This window comes from Mesorhizobium sp. C089B (genome assembly GCF_030323125.1).
In the GTDB taxonomy this organism is placed as follows: Bacteria; Pseudomonadota; Alphaproteobacteria; order Rhizobiales; family Rhizobiaceae; genus Mesorhizobium.
In genome coordinates, this window is the sequence record NZ_CP100469.1 from 1,403,473 (window position 1) to 1,420,554 (window position 17,082).

14 protein-coding genes are annotated in these 17,082 nt (G+C 63.1%); 5 read left to right on the forward strand and 9 right to left on the reverse strand.

Translation table 11 applies throughout. The features are described from left to right. Window positions 1-112 precede the first annotated feature (112 nt). Window positions 113-1,444, reverse strand: a complete 1,332-nt coding sequence (gene gltA, locus NLY44_RS07075; protein WP_023671037.1) for a citrate synthase — start codon at window positions 1,442-1,444, stop codon at window positions 113-115. Between the two features lie 181 nt (window positions 1,445-1,625). Then, complete coding sequence (gene gltX, locus NLY44_RS07080) at window positions 1,626-3,050, reverse strand: glutamate--tRNA ligase (RefSeq protein ID WP_023700724.1); 1,425 nt, start codon at window positions 3,048-3,050, stop codon at window positions 1,626-1,628. 462 nt (window positions 3,051-3,512) lie between these two features. Between gltX and arr the strand changes: the two genes are divergently transcribed. Together arr and NLY44_RS07090 are read left to right on the forward strand one after the other, a co-directional pair. After that, entirely contained in the window at window positions 3,513-3,929 is a 417-nt protein-coding gene (gene arr, locus NLY44_RS07085; protein WP_023700723.1) for an NAD(+)--rifampin ADP-ribosyltransferase, read from the forward strand. 112 nt (window positions 3,930-4,041) lie between these two features. Next, window positions 4,042-6,498 (forward strand): ComEC/Rec2 family competence protein, encoded by a 2,457-nt coding sequence (locus NLY44_RS07090; RefSeq protein WP_023700722.1) that lies wholly within the window; start codon window positions 4,042-4,044, stop codon window positions 6,496-6,498. Here NLY44_RS07090 and lexA read toward each other — a convergent pair. Together lexA and NLY44_RS07100 are read right to left on the reverse strand one after the other, a co-directional pair. Then, window positions 6,492-7,274, reverse strand: a complete 783-nt coding sequence (gene lexA, locus NLY44_RS07095) for a transcriptional repressor LexA (protein WP_023693449.1) — start codon at window positions 7,272-7,274, stop codon at window positions 6,492-6,494. The two genes, NLY44_RS07090 and lexA, sit on opposite strands and share 7 nt — an antisense overlap. Window positions 7,275-7,479: 205 nt before the next feature. Next, window positions 7,480-8,244 carry a GntR family transcriptional regulator gene (locus NLY44_RS07100; protein ID WP_023700721.1) on the reverse strand — a complete coding sequence of 255 codons (765 nt, stop codon included), beginning with the start codon at window positions 8,242-8,244 and terminating at the stop codon, window positions 7,480-7,482. 167 nt (window positions 8,245-8,411) lie between these two features. Here NLY44_RS07100 and kynU point away from each other — a divergent pair, with 167 nt between their 5' ends. Together kynU and NLY44_RS07110 are read left to right on the forward strand one after the other, a co-directional pair. Next, window positions 8,412-9,659: a kynureninase gene (gene kynU / locus NLY44_RS07105; protein ID WP_023806108.1), complete on the forward strand. Its 1,248-nt coding sequence runs from the start codon at window positions 8,412-8,414 to the stop codon at window positions 9,657-9,659. Window positions 9,660-9,801: 142 nt separating this feature from the next. Continuing rightward, on the forward strand, window positions 9,802-10,905 hold the full coding sequence (locus tag NLY44_RS07110) for an IS5 family transposase (RefSeq protein WP_286455856.1): 1,104 nt from the start codon (window positions 9,802-9,804) through the stop codon (window positions 10,903-10,905). Between the two features lie 169 nt (window positions 10,906-11,074). Here the strand turns inward: NLY44_RS07110 and kynA are convergent, their stop codons facing one another. Then, window positions 11,075-11,911 (reverse strand): tryptophan 2,3-dioxygenase, encoded by an 837-nt coding sequence (kynA, locus tag NLY44_RS07115; protein ID WP_031356151.1) that lies wholly within the window; start codon window positions 11,909-11,911, stop codon window positions 11,075-11,077. Then, the gene (locus NLY44_RS07120; RefSeq protein WP_023684707.1) at window positions 11,908-13,533 is read right to left on the reverse strand and encodes an AMP-binding protein; all 1,626 of its coding nucleotides are present in this window, start codon (window positions 13,531-13,533) and stop codon (window positions 11,908-11,910) included. Before NLY44_RS07120 ends, kynA begins: the two co-directional genes overlap by 4 nt. A gap of 166 nt (window positions 13,534-13,699) precedes the next feature. Between NLY44_RS07120 and NLY44_RS07125 the strand changes: the two genes are divergently transcribed. Beyond that, window positions 13,700-14,530, forward strand: a complete 831-nt coding sequence (locus tag NLY44_RS07125) for a hormone-sensitive lipase (protein WP_023671046.1) — start codon at window positions 13,700-13,702, stop codon at window positions 14,528-14,530. Between the two features lie 45 nt (window positions 14,531-14,575). Here NLY44_RS07125 and NLY44_RS07130 read toward each other — a convergent pair whose 3' ends face one another. The 3 genes from NLY44_RS07130 to trpC are packed head-to-tail and all read right to left on the reverse strand — an operon-like array spanning window position 14,576 to window position 17,079. Continuing rightward, window positions 14,576-15,781 (reverse strand): molybdopterin molybdotransferase MoeA, encoded by a 1,206-nt coding sequence (locus tag NLY44_RS07130; protein WP_023806111.1) that lies wholly within the window; start codon window positions 15,779-15,781, stop codon window positions 14,576-14,578. Beyond that, on the reverse strand, window positions 15,782-16,264 hold the full coding sequence (gene moaC / locus NLY44_RS07135; RefSeq protein ID WP_023684710.1) for a cyclic pyranopterin monophosphate synthase MoaC: 483 nt from the start codon (window positions 16,262-16,264) through the stop codon (window positions 15,782-15,784). A 2-nt stretch (window positions 16,265-16,266) separates the two neighbouring features. Then, window positions 16,267-17,079: an indole-3-glycerol phosphate synthase TrpC gene (gene trpC, locus NLY44_RS07140; protein WP_023684711.1), complete on the reverse strand. Its 813-nt coding sequence runs from the start codon at window positions 17,077-17,079 to the stop codon at window positions 16,267-16,269. Between the last annotated feature and the right edge of the window lie 3 nt (window positions 17,080-17,082).

Genomic DNA, 17,082 nt, shown 5'->3' on the forward strand with positions numbered 1-17,082 from the left:
AATAGTGAACAGTGAATAGGATTAACGCGCTCTCGACTATAATCAAGCTGCTACTTACTACCTGCTATTACTACCTGCTATTCACTACTCACCATTCACCATTCACTCTCTTTCACCTTTTCGCAATCGGCACGTAGTCGCGTTCCGGGGCGCCGGTATAGAGCTGGCGCGGGCGGCCGATCTTCTGGTGCGGGTCCTCGATCATTTCCTTCCACTGCGCGATCCAACCGACGGTGCGCGCGACCGCGAACAGCACGGTGAACATGGTGGTGGGGAAGCCCAGCGCCTTCAGCGTGATGCCGGAATAGAAATCGACGTTCGGATAGAGCTTCTTTTCGATGAAGTAGGAATCGGTCAGCGCGATCTTTTCCAGCTCCATGGCGATGTCGAGCAGCGGATCGTCCTTGATGCCGAGTTCGCCGAGCACCTCATGCGCCGTCTTCTGCATGATTTTCGCACGAGGATCGTAGTTCTTGTAGACGCGATGGCCGAAGCCCATCAGCCGGAACGGATCGTTCTTGTCCTTGGCGCGGGCGATGAATTCCGGGATGTGGTCGACATGGCCGATTTCTCCCAGCATGTTGAGCGCCGCCTCATTGGCGCCGCCATGCGCCGGGCCCCACAGGCAGGCGATGCCGGCGGCGATGCAGGCGAACGGATTGGCGCCCGACGAGCCTGCAAGCCGCACGGTCGAGGTCGAGGCGTTCTGCTCGTGGTCGGCATGCAGGATGAAGATGCGCTCCATGGCGCGCGCCAGCACCGGATTGATCTTGTATTCCTCGCACGGAACCGCAAAGCACATATGCAGGAAGTTGGCGGCGAAGTTCAGCTCGTTCTTCGGGTAAATGAAGGGCTGGCCGATATGGTATTTGTAGGCCATGGCCGCAATCGTCGGCATCTTGGCAATCAGCCGCATCGAGGCGACCATGCGCTGATACGGGTCCGAAATATCGGTGGAGTCGTGATAGAAGGCCGACAGCGCGCCGACCACGCCGCACATTACAGCCATCGGATGCGCGTCGCGGCGGAAGCCGGTGAAGAAGCGCGACATCTGCTCGTGCACCATGGTGTGGCGCGTCACCCGGTAGTCGAAATCGTCCTTCTGTGCCTTGGTCGGCAGTTCGCCGTAGAGCAGGAGGTAGCAGACTTCGAGGAAGTCGCCATGCTCGGCCAGCTGGTCGATGGGATAGCCGCGGTGAAGCAGGATGCCGGCATCGCCGTCGATGAAGGTTATCGCCGACTCGCAGCTCGCCGTCGAAGTGAAGCCGGGATCGTAGGTGAAGGCGCCGGTGGTGTTGTAGAGCGCACCGATGTCGATGACGTCGGGCCCGACCGACCCGCTTCGCACCTTGAATTCATGCGTCTTGCCGGCCAGTTCGAGCGTGGCAGTCGACGGGTGCGTCGTCTTGCTGCCGGTTTCCAGTCTTGTCGCAGCTTCGCTCATTCTCAAACTCCTTCATGTTCCTCATGCCGGCAAGGCAATTCCTGCAAACGACACGTCGAAATCACCGGAATGCGCGAACTCGCCACCGCATTTTGGGAGGTGCGTGCCTGATTGGGCCAAGGCCTAATGTTGCACTGCGAAACCCGCCTTTCAATGCCAATCTTTTTGGGCCAGCTCGCTCCTAATCGATTTGATCCGCAATCCGCGCCAGGCTTTCCTCGCGGCCAAGCACGGCAAGCACGTCGAACACGCCGGGCGAGGTGCTACGGCCGGTAAGGGCCGCCCGGAGCGGTTGGGCCACGGCGCCGAGCTTGTGGCCGCCGGCCGCTGCGAACTCGCGCACCGCGGCTTCAGCCGCGGCAGCCGACCAATCGCCCGAAACAGTCTGCAAAGCGGCATGTGCGCCGCGCAGGATCGCGCGCGCGTCGGCACTGAGCAGTGCTGCCGCCTTCTCGTCGATCGGCAGCGGCCGCTCGACGAACAGGAAGGCCGCGCCATCGGCCAGTTCCACCAGCGTCTTGGCGCGCTCTTTCAGGCCCGGCAAGGCGGCCAGCAGCTGCGCCTTCCTGGCGTCGTCGAGACGGGCGGCGATAGCAGATCCGCCTTCGAGGTATGGCAGAGTGGCGACGAAAATCTCGAACAGCTCGGTATCGGCCATCTTGCGCATATGCGCGCCGTTGATTGACTCGAGCTTGGCGAAGTCGAAGCGCGCCGCACCCTTGTTGACATCGCCGATGTCGAACCACGAAATCATGTCCTTGATCGACATGATCTCGTCGTCGCCATGGCTCCAGCCGAGCCGCGCCAGATAGTTGAGCAGTGCCTCGGGCAGATAGCCCATGGCGCGATAAGCCTCGACACCGAGTGCGCCGTGCCGCTTCGACAGCTTGGCGCCGTCGGCGCCGTGGATCAGCGGGATATGCGACATCGACGGGACGTCCCAGCCCATGGCGTTGTAGATCACCGTCTGGCGCGCGGCGTTGGTCAGATGGTCGTCGCCACGGATGATGTGGGTGACGCCCATGTCATGGTCGTCGACGACGACGGCATGCATGTAGGTCGGATTGCCGTCCGAGCGCAGGATGATGAAATCGTCGAGGTCCTTGTTGGGGAAGCGCACCTCGCCCTGGACACGGTCGTGCACCACGGTTTCGCCCTCGGTCGGCGCCTTGATGCGGATGGCGCCCTTGACGCCGGGAGGCGCCTCCGAGGGGGCACGATCGCGCCACGCGCCATTGTAGCGCGGCGGCAAGCCCTTGGCGCGTGCGGCCTCGCGCATCGCCTCGAGCTCGGCAGGGGTCTCGTAGCTGTAATAGGCCTTGCCCAGGCGCACCAGCTCCTCGGCCACCTCACGGTGGCGTGGCGCGCGCTCGAACTGCGATATGGCCTCACCGTCCCAGGAAAGGCCGAGCCAGGTCAGCCCATCCAGAATGGCCTGTGTCGCCGCCTCGTTGAAGCGTTCGCGGTCGGTGTCCTCGATGCGCAGCACCATCGTGCCGCCGGTGTGCTTGGCGTACAGCCAGTTGAACAGTGCGGTGCGCGCGCCGCCTATATGCAGATAGCCGGTGGGCGAGGGGGCAAAACGGGTGACGACCGTGTCGGACATGGAACTCTCGGGAACCTTGGAAAGCGGGGCGTGATCGCGCGGGCTTTCGCGCTTTGCGCGTTCATGTAGCATAGGAGGTCTGGGGCGCAAGGGGCAGACCCGATGGCTGGATGAGGCCGGGGCACGTCGCCAATTATCGGTTGCGTCAACGGGCGCCGGAGCCTTGTAGCACAAAATCTGTTCGCACCTCCGCGCAACCTCATTTGGCAGCAGCGTCAATGTCTGGGTTTCATTCGGCTGCAGCGTCCGTCACAGTGCCTGGAACATCGCTGCGACGGTGGTAGCCTCCTCTGACGAGCGGACATTTCTTCACGGAGGCGGCACTGCCCGACTACAACGCCGCCGTGACAGCGTTGGCTTGGTCACGCATATTGACCTTTCTGCAATCATTATCGTGAACACCGCAACTGTGTGCAGTCCGGTCTCGCCACTAAGGAAGCATGATTGAAAGAAGGACTACCGATGACCAGAAACGCTGACCATACGGAGGGTGATCCGTTCTACCATGGCACCCGGGCGGATTTGAAACCCGGGGATCTGCTGAGCGTCGGCCACCCTTCCAATTTCAGAGGTAAACCACTGTCATGGATCTATTTCACCCAGACACTGGAAGCCGCCATCTGGGGAGCAGAGCTTGCAACGGGTGACGGTCGTCGAAGGATTTACATCGTAAAGCCGACGGGGTTTTTCATGGATGACCCTAACCTGACCGATAAAAAATTTCCCGGCAATCCGACGAAATCCTACCGCTCCCGTGATCCGTTACTCATCCTGGGGGAGCTCGCTGAATGGCAGGGTCATACACCCGAACAATTGAAGGCAATGCACGATGGGCTTGCTCGCCTGAGGGCGGAGGGCCGGGATATGATTGAGGATTGAGCGTCCTTGGCGAGTGATGGTCAATTCCGGCGCGGTGGACGCGACCGCACGGACTTTCGCGCTTTGCGCGTTCATGTAGCATAGGAGGTCTGGGGCGCAAGGGGCAGACCCGATGGCTGGACGTGGCCGGGGCACGAAGGAAGGCGAAGGCGCCGAGGCAAGCGTCAGCGAACGCTCGCTGTTTGCCGATAGTCCCTATGCCGAGCCGCTGCCCCTCGCGCTGCCGGAGCCGCATCCCGGCGTCGCGCCTGCGCTGCCCGGTCACGCCTTGCCGGCGCAAGCCACAGCGCCCGGATCTATCGCCCGTCTGCGCAGACGGCTTCGCCGTCCGTCATGGCCCGCGCTCCGCCGCAGCCTTGCCGTGGCCGCCAACACGGAGCTCGACCGGGGCGTCGCCTTCCTGCTGGTGCCGGTTTTCCTGGCGGCCGGCGTCATCATTTATTTCTCGCTGGCCGGCGAGCCCGGCTTTGCGCAGCCAATCGCCATTGTGGTGCTGGCGACATGTTGCGCTGTCGCCACGCGACCTCGGCCGAGGACGCATCTGTTCTGCATGGCCGCGATGCTGTGCGCGCTCGGCGTCGTCGCCGCCAAGGTCGAGACCTGGCGCGCCGGAACGCAGATGCTCGGCTCCGAGATCCAGACACGGCTGACCGGCCGCGTCGTCAGTCTCGAACAGATGGAGAGCGGGCGCATCAGGCTGACGCTCGACGTGGTTTCGACCGCTTACCCCAAGCTGCGCTACGCCCCGGAGCGGGTCAGGCTCTCGGCGCGGACCGTTCCCGCCGATATGACCGCCGGCTCCCTGATCACCGGCTATGCCAGGCTGTTGCCGCCGACCGGTCCGGTGCGGCCGGAGAGCTACGATTTCTCCTTCGACAGCTATTTCACCGGCATCGGCGGCAGCGGCTTCTTTCTCGGCAATCCGAAAACCATTGCTACGCAGGGACCGCCGCCGCTGACCGCACGGCTCTCCTCGGCAATCGAGAACGCGCGCGAAAACATTGCCGACCATATCAGGGGCAAGATCGGCGGCGCCGAAGGCGAGATTGCCGCGGCGTTGATTGTCGGCGTGCGCGCCGGCATCCCGGACGAGGTCAACGAAGCGATGCGGCGCACCGGCATCTACCACATCATCTCCATCTCCGGCCTGCACATGGCGCTGGTTGCCGGCACCATCATGGCGTTGCTGCGTGGCGCCTTTGCGCTGTTTCCCGATTTCTCTTCGCGCCGCCCAGTCAAGAAATATGCAGCAGTGGCAGCACTCGTCTCCATCGCCGCCTATCTCGTTATTTCAGGCGTCGTGGTTGCCGCCGAGCGCAGCTTCATCATGCTGGCGGTCATGCTTGTCGCCGTGCTGTTTGATCGCGCCGCACTCACCATGCGCAATCTGGCGATCTCCGCCATCGCCGTCATCCTGGTGTCGCCGCACGAGGTGGTCGGTCCCAGCTTCCAGATGTCGTTTGCCGCCACCGCCGCCCTTGTCGGCGCCTATGCCGGCTGGGCCGATTACCGCGCCGACAAGGTGAGAACGCCGCTGGCAAAGCGCTCCTTCGTCGGCTTCCTGTCGCGAAAATTCGCGCTGGCCATGGGCGGCCTCGCCATGACCTCGATCATCGCCGGCAGTGCAACCTTGCTGTTCGCCATCTGGCATTTTCAGCGTGTGTCGCCGCTCAGCCTGATCGCCAATCTGGCCGTGATGCCGATTGTTTCGTTGATCGTCATGCCCTTTGCCGTGCTCAGCGCACTGGCGATGCCGTTCGGCGCCGACGGGCCGTTCCTCTATGTGATGGGCAAGGGTCTGATGGCGATGATCGCTATATCGGCCTGGATTTCCGAGCGCTCGCCGGTCGACGCCGTCGGGCTGATCTCCATCCGCTCGGTGCTGTTGGTGGCGGTCGCCCTCGTCATCGCCACCATGGCCACCACCTGGCTCAGGCTGGCGGCCGTGCCTTTCGCGCTGGCCGGCCTGTTGACGGTGCCGCAGGTGCTTACGCCCGACGTGCTCATATCCGAGGACGCACATCTGGTGGCCATGCCGATAGGTGGCGGCGAACTCGCCCTCAACCGCGAACGCTCCAACGAATTCACCACGGACAATTGGAAACGGGCGCTGCGGGCCGAAACCATTATCCCGCCCGAGATTTTCGAGGCAACAGATACGCGGTTCGATCTCGATCCGCTCGATCTGCCGCCCGGGTCGCCCTTCTATTGCATGGGCGATCTCTGTATCGCCCGACACCCTTCCGGAGCCATTGTAGCCCTTGCCAAAGACCGCAAGACGGCGCGGCCGGCCTGTGCCTTCGCTAGCCTGATCGTCATCGATGACGCCACGGCCTACAATCCGTGCCGCGACCCGCTGGTGCTGGTCGTGACGAAGAAACAGCTGGCCCGCGACGGCAGCGCCGCCGTCTTCTTCGATCCGCAATCGGCAGCTGCAGCGCCAACCATCCGCTTCGCCGTCGACAAGCCGTATCGCCCCTGGCACGAGCAGCGCCGCTTCTCCCGCGAAGCGCGCGGCCTGCCGCCTTACAACCAGCGTGAAAAGTACAAACCCAAGCCGGCTCAGTAGCGCCGGATCAATCCGACAAGCTTGCCCTGCACCTTCACCCTGTCCGGTCCAAAAATGCGGGTCTCGTAGGCCGGGTTGGCGGCTTCCAGGGCGATCGAGGCGCCCTTGCGGCGGAAGCGTTTCAGGGTCGCTTCCTCATCGTCGACCAACGCCACCACGATCTCGCCGGGGCTGGCTGTGTCGGCATTGCGGATGATGACCGTGTCGCCATCGAAAATGCCGGCCTCGATCATCGAATCGCCCTTGACCTCGAGCGCGTAGTGTTCACCGCCCATGATCATGTCAGGCGGCACCGAGATCGAATGGGTCTGATGCTGGATGGCGTCGATCGGCACACCGGCAGCAATGCGTCCCATCACCGGGATCGACACCGCCGAAACGGCGTCGTCATTGCCGGCCGACATCGAACGCGACGGCGAGCCCGGCTTGATCTGGCGGCCGATACCGCCTTGGCCCATCGCGCCTTGTCCCTGGCCGCCTTGCCCTTGGCCGGTTTGACCAAGACTGCCCTGAATGACGCTCGGCGAAAACTTCCTCGCCGCATTGAGGCCTGGTGCGATCGAGTCGGGCAGCCGCAGCACTTCCAGCGCGCGCGCCCGGTTCGGCAGCCGGCGAATGAAACCGCGCTCCTCAAGCGCCGTGATCAGGCGGTGGATGCCGGACTTGGAGGCGAGGTCAAGCGCTTCCTTCATCTCATCGAAGGACGGCGGGATTCCGCTCTCCTTCAGGCGTTCATGGATGAACATCAGAAGCTCATGTTGTTTGCGCGTCAGCATCGCGGCCCCCAGGGGTTCTGAAACCAGAATCAGAAAAAACAAACCCAGAACAAACACTATCTGTTCCAGTTGTGTTCCGCAACCTTTTAAAGTTTAATGAATGTGTTGACGTTTTGTTCAGCGTGACGTTCGGCACCGCGAGCGGCGCTCGTAGTCGTTGGCCGGCAACGGGGTGAAACGAAGACAAAGTGCCCTGCGTCGTCGGCTACGATCGCCGCTTCCTTTTCGGATGGGGCTGCGCAGCATCCGCGCCGGGTTCACTCTGGGCATAGACCTGCAGCGTGTAGCCGATGTGAGCGGTCATCAGAGTTTTCGCACGTTCGACGTCGCGATCGAGGGCCGCTTCCATCAGGGCGGTATGGTGTTCGATCGCCACGGCGTCGCGCAGGGCCGCCACGGCCTTCCGGTGGCCATCCGTGCGGCCGGCGGCGGCGCGCAGCGTCGGGGCCAGACCCAGAAAGCGGTGATGGCGATGCAATTGGTCGGAAATCGTCGCATTGAAGCGCAGCAGCCAGCTGGATGTCGCGGCACTGAGCAGCGCCGCATGGAAGGCATCGTGTTTTTCGTACCACGCGTCGACCGCATCATCCGATGGATCGTCGAGAACAGACCCGCACCGTGAGAGACGATAGTGGGCGGCAACGACCGCGTCTTCCCACTCACGGTCGCCCTCCTCGATCGATTCCACCAGCAGGGGCAGTTCGACCACCAGCCGCGCACGCGCCAAATCCTCGAGCTCCGCCCGAGAGACGGGAGCGACCGCAAACCCGCGGTTGCTGATGGCGGTCACAAGCCGTTCCGCCTCCAGCCGCGACAGCGCCTCGCGCAACGGCGTCCAGCCGATGCCGTAGGTGTTGCGCAGCGTGCTCAGCTTCAACGGCGCGGCAGGCGCCAGCCGGGTCGCAAGAATATCGCGCCTGAGCAGGCGATAGGCCGCTTCCGTCTTCGAGGTCTGCTCGTCATCCAGCATCGTGATCCATCAGATATAAACGCTCGGCGGATCATTATATATCAAAGCCTTTCAATGGGTGAATTATATATAATGTTTGACAGTTCAAGGGCGACCACTCAAGATCGCCGGCATGTTTGGGCGGCAGGCTCCGCCGCGCGCGTTTGTCCATGGAGGGGCGCCGGATCATGAGCACGACACCCGATCTCGCTACAATCGAAGCAATGGATGCCGCCGATCCGCTGCGCTCCATGCGCGAACTCTTTGTCTTGCCGCAAGGCGTGATTTATCTCGACGGCAATTCCCTGGGCGCCGCGTCAGCGGTCGTCTTCAGCGAACTGCAGCAGGCCGCCACGCAGGAATGGGCGCAGGACCTCATTCGCGCCTGGAACACGGCTGGCTGGTTCAACATGCCGGTGGAACTGGGAGATCAGCTCGGACGACTGATCGGCGCGGCTGACGGGCAGACGGTGGTCTGCGACACAACCTCGATCAACATCTACAAGCTGCTGCACGCCGCGCTCGGCATGCGGCCGAATCGGTCGGTCATCGTTGCCGAGGGCGACAGTTTCCCGACCGACCTCTACATGGCCGAAGGCGTCGCCTCGACCCGGCCGGGAACGCGGCTGCGGCTGGAGGGCGTCGACGCGGCCGCAATCGAGGACCTGATCGACGACAGCGTTGCCGTCATCCTGGTCAACCACGTCAACTACAAATCCGGCCAGTTGCGCGACATGGCGGCGCTGACGCGCAAGGCACATGACGCCGGCGCGCTGATCATCTGGGATCTCTGCCACACCGCCGGCGCCTTGCCGGTCGAACTCGACCGTGCCAATGCCGATTTCGCTGTCGGCTGCACCTACAAATACCTCAATGGCGGCCCGGGCTCGCCGGCCTTCATCTACGCGGCCGAGCGCCACCATGGTGATATCAGCCAGCCGCTCAGCGGCTGGTGGGGCCATGCGCGGCCGTTTGCCTTCGAGCAGGGCTTTGCCGTCGGCAGCGGCATCCGCCGCTTCCTATGCGGAACGCAGCCGGTGCTGTCGATGCGGGCGCTCAAGGGCGCGCTCGATATCTGGAACGACGTCGACATGGCGGCGGTGCGCAGAAAAAGCATCGCGCTGACCGACCTGTTTATCCAGCTCGTCGAAGCCAGATGCGGCGCCTACGGGCTTGAACTGGAAAGTCCTCGCGACGGCAGCCAGCGCGGCAGCCAGGTGTCGTTCCTCCATCCGCATGGCTATCAGGTGATGCGCGCGCTGATCGAGCGCGGCGTGATCGGCGATTTCCGGGCGCCGTCGACCATCCGTTTCGGCTTCACGCCGCTCTATGTCGGATATGGCGATGTCTGGCAGGCGGTCGAAGTCCTGGAGGATATTCTGCGCACCGGCGCCTGGCAGGACGCCCGCTTCGCGGTGAAGACCGCGGTTACGTGAGAAACTAGAGCAATTTCAGGAAAAGTGTGAAGCGGTTTTCCGTCCGAAATTGCGTCAATCAAAGAGCTAGCAGGCTGCTGCAAAAGTCGCATTTGGCTTTGTTTTATGATTCACTTTCGTCTGACAACGGGAGTGATTTGCGATGCGGGGTCGTAGTGAAGGACCGGGAAGCCTTTTCAGCTATGTTCCGTTAGAGAAGCGCATCCCGTTGGATCATCCTCTGCGGGCGATCCGGCAGTTGTGCGATGAAGTGCTTGGTCGTCTGGATGGTCGCTTCGAGGCGCTCTATTCGGGCATGGGCCGGCCGTCGATCCCACCGGAGATGTTGCTGCGGGCGACACTGCTGCAAGCGTTCTTCTCGGTTCGTTCGGAACGGCAACTGATGGAGCAGATTGATTACAATCTGCTGTTCCGCTGGTTCGTTGGCCTGCCGCTTGACGCGCCGGCGTGGCATGCGACGGTTTTCACCCACAATCGCGACCGGCTGCTTGAAGCCGATGTGGCGCGAGAGTTTTTGGGTGAACTGATGGGCCTCAAGCGGGTGAGCAAGCTTCTGTCGAGCGAGCATTTTTCGGTGGACGGCACGCTGATCGATGCCTGGGCTTCGATGAAGAGCTTCCGCCCGAAGGATGGTTCGGGCGATCCGCCAGGGCCAGGGCGCAATGGCGAGCGCAACTTCCGCAAGGAGAAGCGCTCGAATCAGACACATGCCTCCACGACCGATCCCGACGCCCGGCTCTACCGCAAGGCGGACGGCCATCCGAGCCGCCTGTGCTTCATGGGCCATGTGCTGATGGAGAACCGCAACGGGCTGGCGGTCGATGCAACGTTGACGCACGCCACCGGCAAGGCCGAGCGGGAAGCCACGCTTGTCATGCTCGACCGGCGGCAAGGCAAACATCGCATCACGCTGGGCGCCGACAAGGCCTATGACGTCATGGATTTCGTTGGCGACCTGCGCCAGCGCCAAGTCACTCCGCACATCGCCATACAAGGCACGGTCTCAAGCGCGGGCACGGTGCGCAAGACCGCTATCGACGGGCGCACCACGCGCCATGCCGGCTATGTGATCAGCCAGCGCATCCGCAAACGCATCGAGGAGATATTCGGCTGGGTGAAGAAGCCGGGCGGATTGGCCAAAACCAAATTGCGAGGGCAGCCAAGAGTGGAGGCCGTCTTCACCTTTGCGGTCATCGCCTACAATCTGGTTCGCATCCCAAAGCTCCTGAAAGGGCAGATCGCATAACCGTCAGCAGAAAGGACCGCAACTCGCGCAGCAAGCTCAGCTGCAACCCGCCGCGAAAATCGCGCAGACAACAGAAAACTTCCGTCAAAAATATCGAGATCAGCAACGATCAGACTTTTGCAGCAGCCTGCTAGAGCATTTCGCCGTTTCCGTTAAACGGTGAAATGCTCTAGAGCCGGGTGCGGACCGTCCAGAGCTCCGGAAACAGCACGACCTCCAGCATCTTCTTCAGATAGGAGGCGCCTGAGGTGCCGCCCGTGCCGCGCTTCAAGCCGATGATGCGCTCGACCGTTGTGACGTGGTTGAAGCGCCAGCGGCGGAAATAATCCTCGAAGTCGACCAGCTTCTCGGCCAGTTCGTAGAGCATCCAGTAGCGCTGCGGGTCGCGGTAGACGGTTTGCCAGGCAGCCAGCACTTCTTCGTTCTCGACGCGCGTCTCGCGCCAGTCCGTGCGCCCGGCGTCGGCGCCGATGTCGAAGCCATTGCGCGCCAAAAGCAGAAGCGCCTCGTCATAGAGCGACGGCGTGGCCAGGATGGCTTCCAGCCTGTCCGTAAGGTCGGGCCGGTGCTTGTGCGGCCCGAGCATGGCAAGGTTGCGGTTGCCGGCCATGAACTCGATAGCGCGGTACTGCCACGACTGGAAGCCCGAGGATTGGCCGAGCGCGTCGCGAAACTCGGTGTATTCGCTTGGCGTCATCGTGCGCAGCACGTCCCAGGCATTGTTGAGCTGCTCGAAGATGCGCGCGACACGCGACAGCATCTTGAAGCTCGGTTCGAGGCGGTCGGCGCGGATCGAGCGGATCGCGGCGCCGATCTCGTGGAGGGCCAGTTTCATCCACAATTCGGATGTCTGATGCTGGATGATGAACAGCATCTCGTCATGGGCAGAAGACAGCGGCGCCTGCGCATCGAGCACCTTGTCCAGCTGCAGATAGTCGCTGTAGGACATCCGCTCCTTGAACGACATCTGCGCGCCATCGGACGCCGGATCGTGCGGCTTAATCAATTGATCTTCTCCGCGCGCAACCGGAAGCGCTGGATCTTGCCGGTCTGGGTTTTGGGCAAGGCGTCGATGAACTTCACCGAACGCGGATATTTGTAGGGCGCGATCGTTGCCTTGACGTGGTCCTGCAGGCGTTTGACGGTCAATGCGTCCGGCGAAACGCCTTGCACAAGCACGATATGCGCCTCGACGATCTGGCCGCGTTCGCCGTCCTCGGCGCCGGTCACCGCGCATTCGGCGACGTCGGGATGCGAGAGCAGCGCCGCTTCGACCTCGGGGCCGGCGATGTTGTAGCCGGCGCTGACGATCATGTCGTCGGAACGCGCGGCGAAGTGGAAGAAGCCATCCTCGTCCTGCGTGAACGTATCGCCGGTGAGATTCCAGCCGTCGCGGACATAGTCCTTTTGCCTGGCATCGGCCATGTAGCGGCAGCCGGTCGGGCCGCGCACCGCCAGCCGGCCAGTAGAGCCGCGCGGCAACTCCCGCATCTCGTCATCGACGATGCGTGCCTGATAGCCGCCGACGGGTTTGCCGGTGGAGGCCGGCTTCATGTCGTCGAAGCGGTTGGAGATGAAGATATGCAGCATCTCGGTGGCGCCGATCCCATCGAGGATCGGCTTGCCGGTCTTCTCAGTCCATTCCTCGAAGACAGGCGCCGGCAGCGTCTCGCCCGCCGAAACCGCGACGCGCAGCGAGGACAAGTCAGCGCCTTGATCCATGGCCTTGAGCATGGCCCGATAGGCGGTTGGAGCGGTGAAGGAAATGGTCGCTTTGTAGGTCTCGATGATGTGGATCATGTTGGGTGGCGTCGCCTGTTCCAGCAGCGTCGCCGCGGCGCCGAAGCGCAGCGGGAAGATGGCGAGCCCGCCAAGACCGAAGGTAAAGGCAAGGGGCGGGGAGCCGACGAAGATGTCGTCGGGCGTCACCTCCAGGATTTCGCGGGCATAGGCGTCGGCGACGATCAGCAGGTCGCGGTGGAAATGCATCGTCGCCTTCGGCACGCCGGTGGTGCCGGAGGTGAAGCCGAGCAGCGCGACATCGTCGCGGCCGGTGTTGACGGCAGTGAAGGTGACCGGCTTGTCGAGGGCGGCTCGGTCGAGTTCCGCGTCATGGTTGGCCGTGCCGTCGAAGCCAATGACCTGCTTGAGATACGCATTGCCCTTGGCGCAGGCGGTCATCTCGTCCATCAGCCTTGTATCGCAAAGCGCAACCGTGATTTCCGCCTTGTCGACGATCTTGGCGAGTTCGCCGGCGCGCAGCATCGGCATGGTGTTGACGACCACCGCGCCAACCTTGGTGGCGGCCAGCCAACAGGCGACCATGGCCGGGTTGTTGGCCGAGCGGATCAGCACCCGGTTGCCCGGCTTGACGCCATAATTCTCGACCAGGGCATGGGCGAGCCTGTTGGTCCAGTCGGACAGTTCCTTGTAGGTGCGGCGGCGGCCATTGCCGATCAGCGCGGTGTGGTCGCCGAACCCTTTTTCGACCAGCCTGTCGGTCAATTCGACGCCGGCATTTATGTGGTCGGGATAGTCGAAGCCGTCGAGCAAAAACTCCGGCCATTGCTCCGGCGGCGGCAGGTTGTCGCGCGTGAATGTGTCGATATGCGCTGATGGCCCAAGCATTTTCGGCTGCCCCTGTCTGCCTCGCGCCCATGGCTGAACAAGGCGCAGGATCGCACCAGTCGAAATTTGTTTCAAGCCTAAAATGTTTTTAGGCCGCAGCATTGACGCCGCCCTGTTCGGCGGCCATTCCTGTCGACTGAACTGAAGCCATCCGGGAGGGATGCAGATGCTCCAACATCGTGTTGCCGATTGGGACAATGCCTACGCCAACGGCGACAACATTGCCGGCAGCAATCGCTGGCCGGCCGCGTGGGACACACCGGCACAGGCTTTTCGCGACACAATGTCGGCGTCCGGTCGGGCCAAGCTCGACATCGCCTATGGCGACAGCCCGCGCAACAGGCTCGATCTGTTCCTTCCCGATGTCATGCCCAAAGGGCTCGTCGTCTTCATCCATGGCGGTTACTGGAAGGCGTTCGACAACAAGCCATGGTCGCATCTGGCCAACGGCGCGGTTGCCAATGGCTTTGCCGTGGCAATGCCGACTTACACGCTTTGTCCCGACATACGCATTTCCGGCATCGTTAGGGAAATCGCGGCGGCGATCGGCAAGGCGGCGACGATGGTCGGCGGGCCGGTGATCCTGACCGGGCATTCCGCCGGCGGCCATCTCGCCTCCAGGATGGTGACGACAACGACACCCCTGGCCGCCGATGTGGCGGGCCGCGTGCGCAATGTCGTCTCGATCTCCGGCGTCCATGACCTGCGGCCAATCATGCGGACGGGGATGAACGCGACACTGGCCATCGATGAAGCGGAAGCACTGGCCGAAAGCCCGGTTCTGCTGCGCCCCATGCAGGGCGCGCGCATCACCTGCTGGGCCGGCGGCGGCGAGCGGGCGGAGTTCCTGCGCCAGAATGCGCTGCTTGCCAACATCTGGATCGGCCTCGGCGCCACGACCAGCACAGTGGTCGAGCCGGACCGGCATCATTTCAGCATCGTCGACGGGCTTGCCGATCCGACACATCCGCTGACGCGGACATTGCTGGCGGAGTAACAACCAGTCTTGTCTCTTGGAATTAACGGTTTGGATCCGCGACCTTCAGCGCAACATCAGAACGCTGCAAGCGGCGCCTGCTTCTGCCGCCGGAGCGAAGGGCTCGCGCACGATCAGGCCGTTGGCGTCGGCCAGCATTCTCAGCATCGAGGAATCCTGGATGCCGAATGGTGTCGCCACCAATGCGCCGGCTTCTTCCCGGACCACGGCGCGCACATAGTCTTGCCTTAGATCATTGGCCGGCATCGCGGCGCCAAGCTGAGCCTGGCGGATGTCCTGCCGGTGGGGACGGCCGCCGAGCTGCGCCAACAGCGGCTTCAGGAACAATTGCGAGCAGACCAGGCTCGCCACCGGATTGCCGGGCAGGCCGATGCACCTGATATCGCCCAGCCGCCCGAACATCAGCGGCTTACCCGGGCGCATGGCGAGCTTCCAGAAGTCGAGGTTCATGCCTTCGCCGGTCAGCACGTCATGAACGAGATCATGGTCGCCGACCGAGGCGCCGCCGAGCGTGACGATGACGTCGGCTTTCGCATCGACCGCCTTTTTCACCAGCGCCGCGATCGCTTCCTTGCGATCGGCCGCTATACCGAGATCGAGGGCGCGGGCGCCGACCGACTGCGCCACAGCAGCGACGCCATAGGCGTTGGACGAGATGATCTGGTCGGGGCCAGGTTCGCTGCCCGGTGGCAGCAATTCGTCGCCGGTGGCGATGATGGCGACCAGCGGCCGTTGCACCACGTTCAACCGGGGATGATTGGCCGACGCCGCCAGCGACAATGCAGCCGGATCGAGCACGCGGCCTTTCTCCAGCAGCACGTCGCCTTGGGCAAAATCCAGTCCAAGGCGGCGGATGTTGCGGTTCTTCGCCGTCGGTTCGGTGACCTCGATCCGGCCACCGCCGAGATCGCGAACATTTTCCTGGATGACGATGGTGTCTGCGCCTTCAGGCAGCGGCGCGCCGGTGAAGATGCGCACGGCTTCCGCCTTGCCGACAGCGCCGTCAAAGCCGCGCCCTGCAGGCGCCGTGCCGATCACCGAAAGCCTCGCCGGGAGGGTCGCCACATCCTGCGCCCGTGCGGCATAGCCGTCCATGGCAGATGCATTGAAAGGCGGCTGGGTACGCAGCGCCACGACCGGCTCCGCCAGCACCCGGCCGGCCGCATCCGCCAGCGCGACGCTTTCACCGGGCAACGCCACAGCGCCGTCGAGTAGGCGTTGAAGCGCCTCGGCGACTGGAACCAGCGCCATTTACGAACCCGCCTTGTAGTCGCCGGACTTGCCGCCGGTCTTTTCCACCAGCTTTATACCGGAAATCACCATGGCGCGGTCGACCGCCTTGGCCATGTCGTAAATGGTCAGGCACGCGACAGATGCCGCGGTCAGCGCCTCCATCTCGACCCCGGTCTTGCCGGTGACGCGGGCGAGCGCGGTGACCCTGAGGCCGGGCAGCGTGGTGTCCGGTTCGATGTCGACCGACACCTTGGTCAAAAGCAGCGGATGGCAGAGTGGGATCAGCTCATGCGTTTTCTTGGCAGCCATGATGCCGGCAATGCGCGCGGTACCCAGCACATCGCCCTTCTTGGCGTCGCCGTCGAGGATCATCTTCAGGGTTTCGGCCCGCATCGAGACAAAGCCCTCGGCGACCGCCGTGCGCGTCGTCTCCGCCTTCTCGCCGACATCGACCATGTTGGCCTCGCCCTTGGCGCCGAGATGGGTGAGGGCGGCTGCCATCCTCAGATGGCCTCTGCTTTCGCCTTGCCTGTCAAAAGCAGCCGCGTTGCCGCAGCGACATCCTCTTGCCGCATCAGGCTCTCGCCGACGAGGAAGGTGCTGATGCCGGTCTTTTGCATCCTGAAGCAATCGTCGTGGGTGAAAATTCCGCTCTCGCTAACCAGCAATCGGCCGCCCGGCACCATCGATGCCAGCCGTTCCGAGGTCTCGAGGCTGGTCTCGAATGTTCTGAGATTGCGGTTGTTGATGCCGATCAGCTGCGACGAGAGTTTTACCGCGCGCTGCGTCTCGGCCTCGTCATGCACCTCGATCAGCGCGTCCATGCCGAGTTCGAACGCGGTCGCTTCCAATTCGCTCGCCAAGGCATCATCGACGCTGGCCATGATGATCAGGATGGCATCGGCGCCCCATGCGCGAGCCTCGTAGACCTGGTAAGGGTCGAACAGGAAATCCTTGCGCAGCGCGGGCAGGGACACTGCCTTCCGTGCATTGGTGAGAAATTCCGGCGCGCCCTGGAAGGATGGCGCATCGGTCAGCACCGAAAGACAGGCGGCACCGCCTTTCTCATAGGCCTGCGCCAGTGCGGGCGGGTCGAAATCGGCACGGATCAAGCCTTTGGATGGGCTTGCCTTTTTGATCTCGGCGATCAGGCCGAAGCTGCCCGATCTGCGCTTCGCCTCAAGCGCCCTCCGAAAGCCACGCGGTGCGTCGGCATCCTTGGCTCGCGCCTTGATCTCGGCCAACGGTATCCGCGCCTTCGCCGCCGCGATCTCGTCGCGCTTGTAGGCCTCGATCTTGCGCAGAATGTCAGCCACGGC

Coding starts and splice junctions, on each gene's coding strand:
- moaC (WP_023684710.1), bottom strand. CDS start 16,264: ATGGCAGCCGCCCTCACCCATCTCGGCGCCAAGGGCGAGGCCAACATG.
- NLY44_RS07130 (WP_023806111.1), bottom strand. CDS start 15,781: ATGGCGCTGGTTCCAGTCGCCGAGGCGCTTCAACGCCTACTCGACGGC.
- NLY44_RS07110 (WP_286455856.1), top strand. CDS start 9,802: ATGCGGGGTCGTAGTGAAGGACCGGGAAGCCTTTTCAGCTATGTTCCG.
- NLY44_RS07125 (WP_023671046.1), top strand. CDS start 13,700: ATGCTCCAACATCGTGTTGCCGATTGGGACAATGCCTACGCCAACGGC.
- gltA (WP_023671037.1), bottom strand. CDS start 1,444: ATGAGCGAAGCTGCGACAAGACTGGAAACCGGCAGCAAGACGACGCAC.
- kynU (WP_023806108.1), top strand. CDS start 8,412: ATGAGCACGACACCCGATCTCGCTACAATCGAAGCAATGGATGCCGCC.
- arr (WP_023700723.1), top strand. CDS start 3,513: ATGACCAGAAACGCTGACCATACGGAGGGTGATCCGTTCTACCATGGC.
- lexA (WP_023693449.1), bottom strand. CDS start 7,274: ATGCTGACGCGCAAACAACATGAGCTTCTGATGTTCATCCATGAACGC.
- gltX (WP_023700724.1), bottom strand. CDS start 3,050: ATGTCCGACACGGTCGTCACCCGTTTTGCCCCCTCGCCCACCGGCTAT.
- NLY44_RS07120 (WP_023684707.1), bottom strand. CDS start 13,533: ATGCTTGGGCCATCAGCGCATATCGACACATTCACGCGCGACAACCTG.
- NLY44_RS07100 (WP_023700721.1), bottom strand. CDS start 8,244: ATGCTGGATGACGAGCAGACCTCGAAGACGGAAGCGGCCTATCGCCTG.
- NLY44_RS07090 (WP_023700722.1), top strand. CDS start 4,042: ATGGCTGGACGTGGCCGGGGCACGAAGGAAGGCGAAGGCGCCGAGGCA.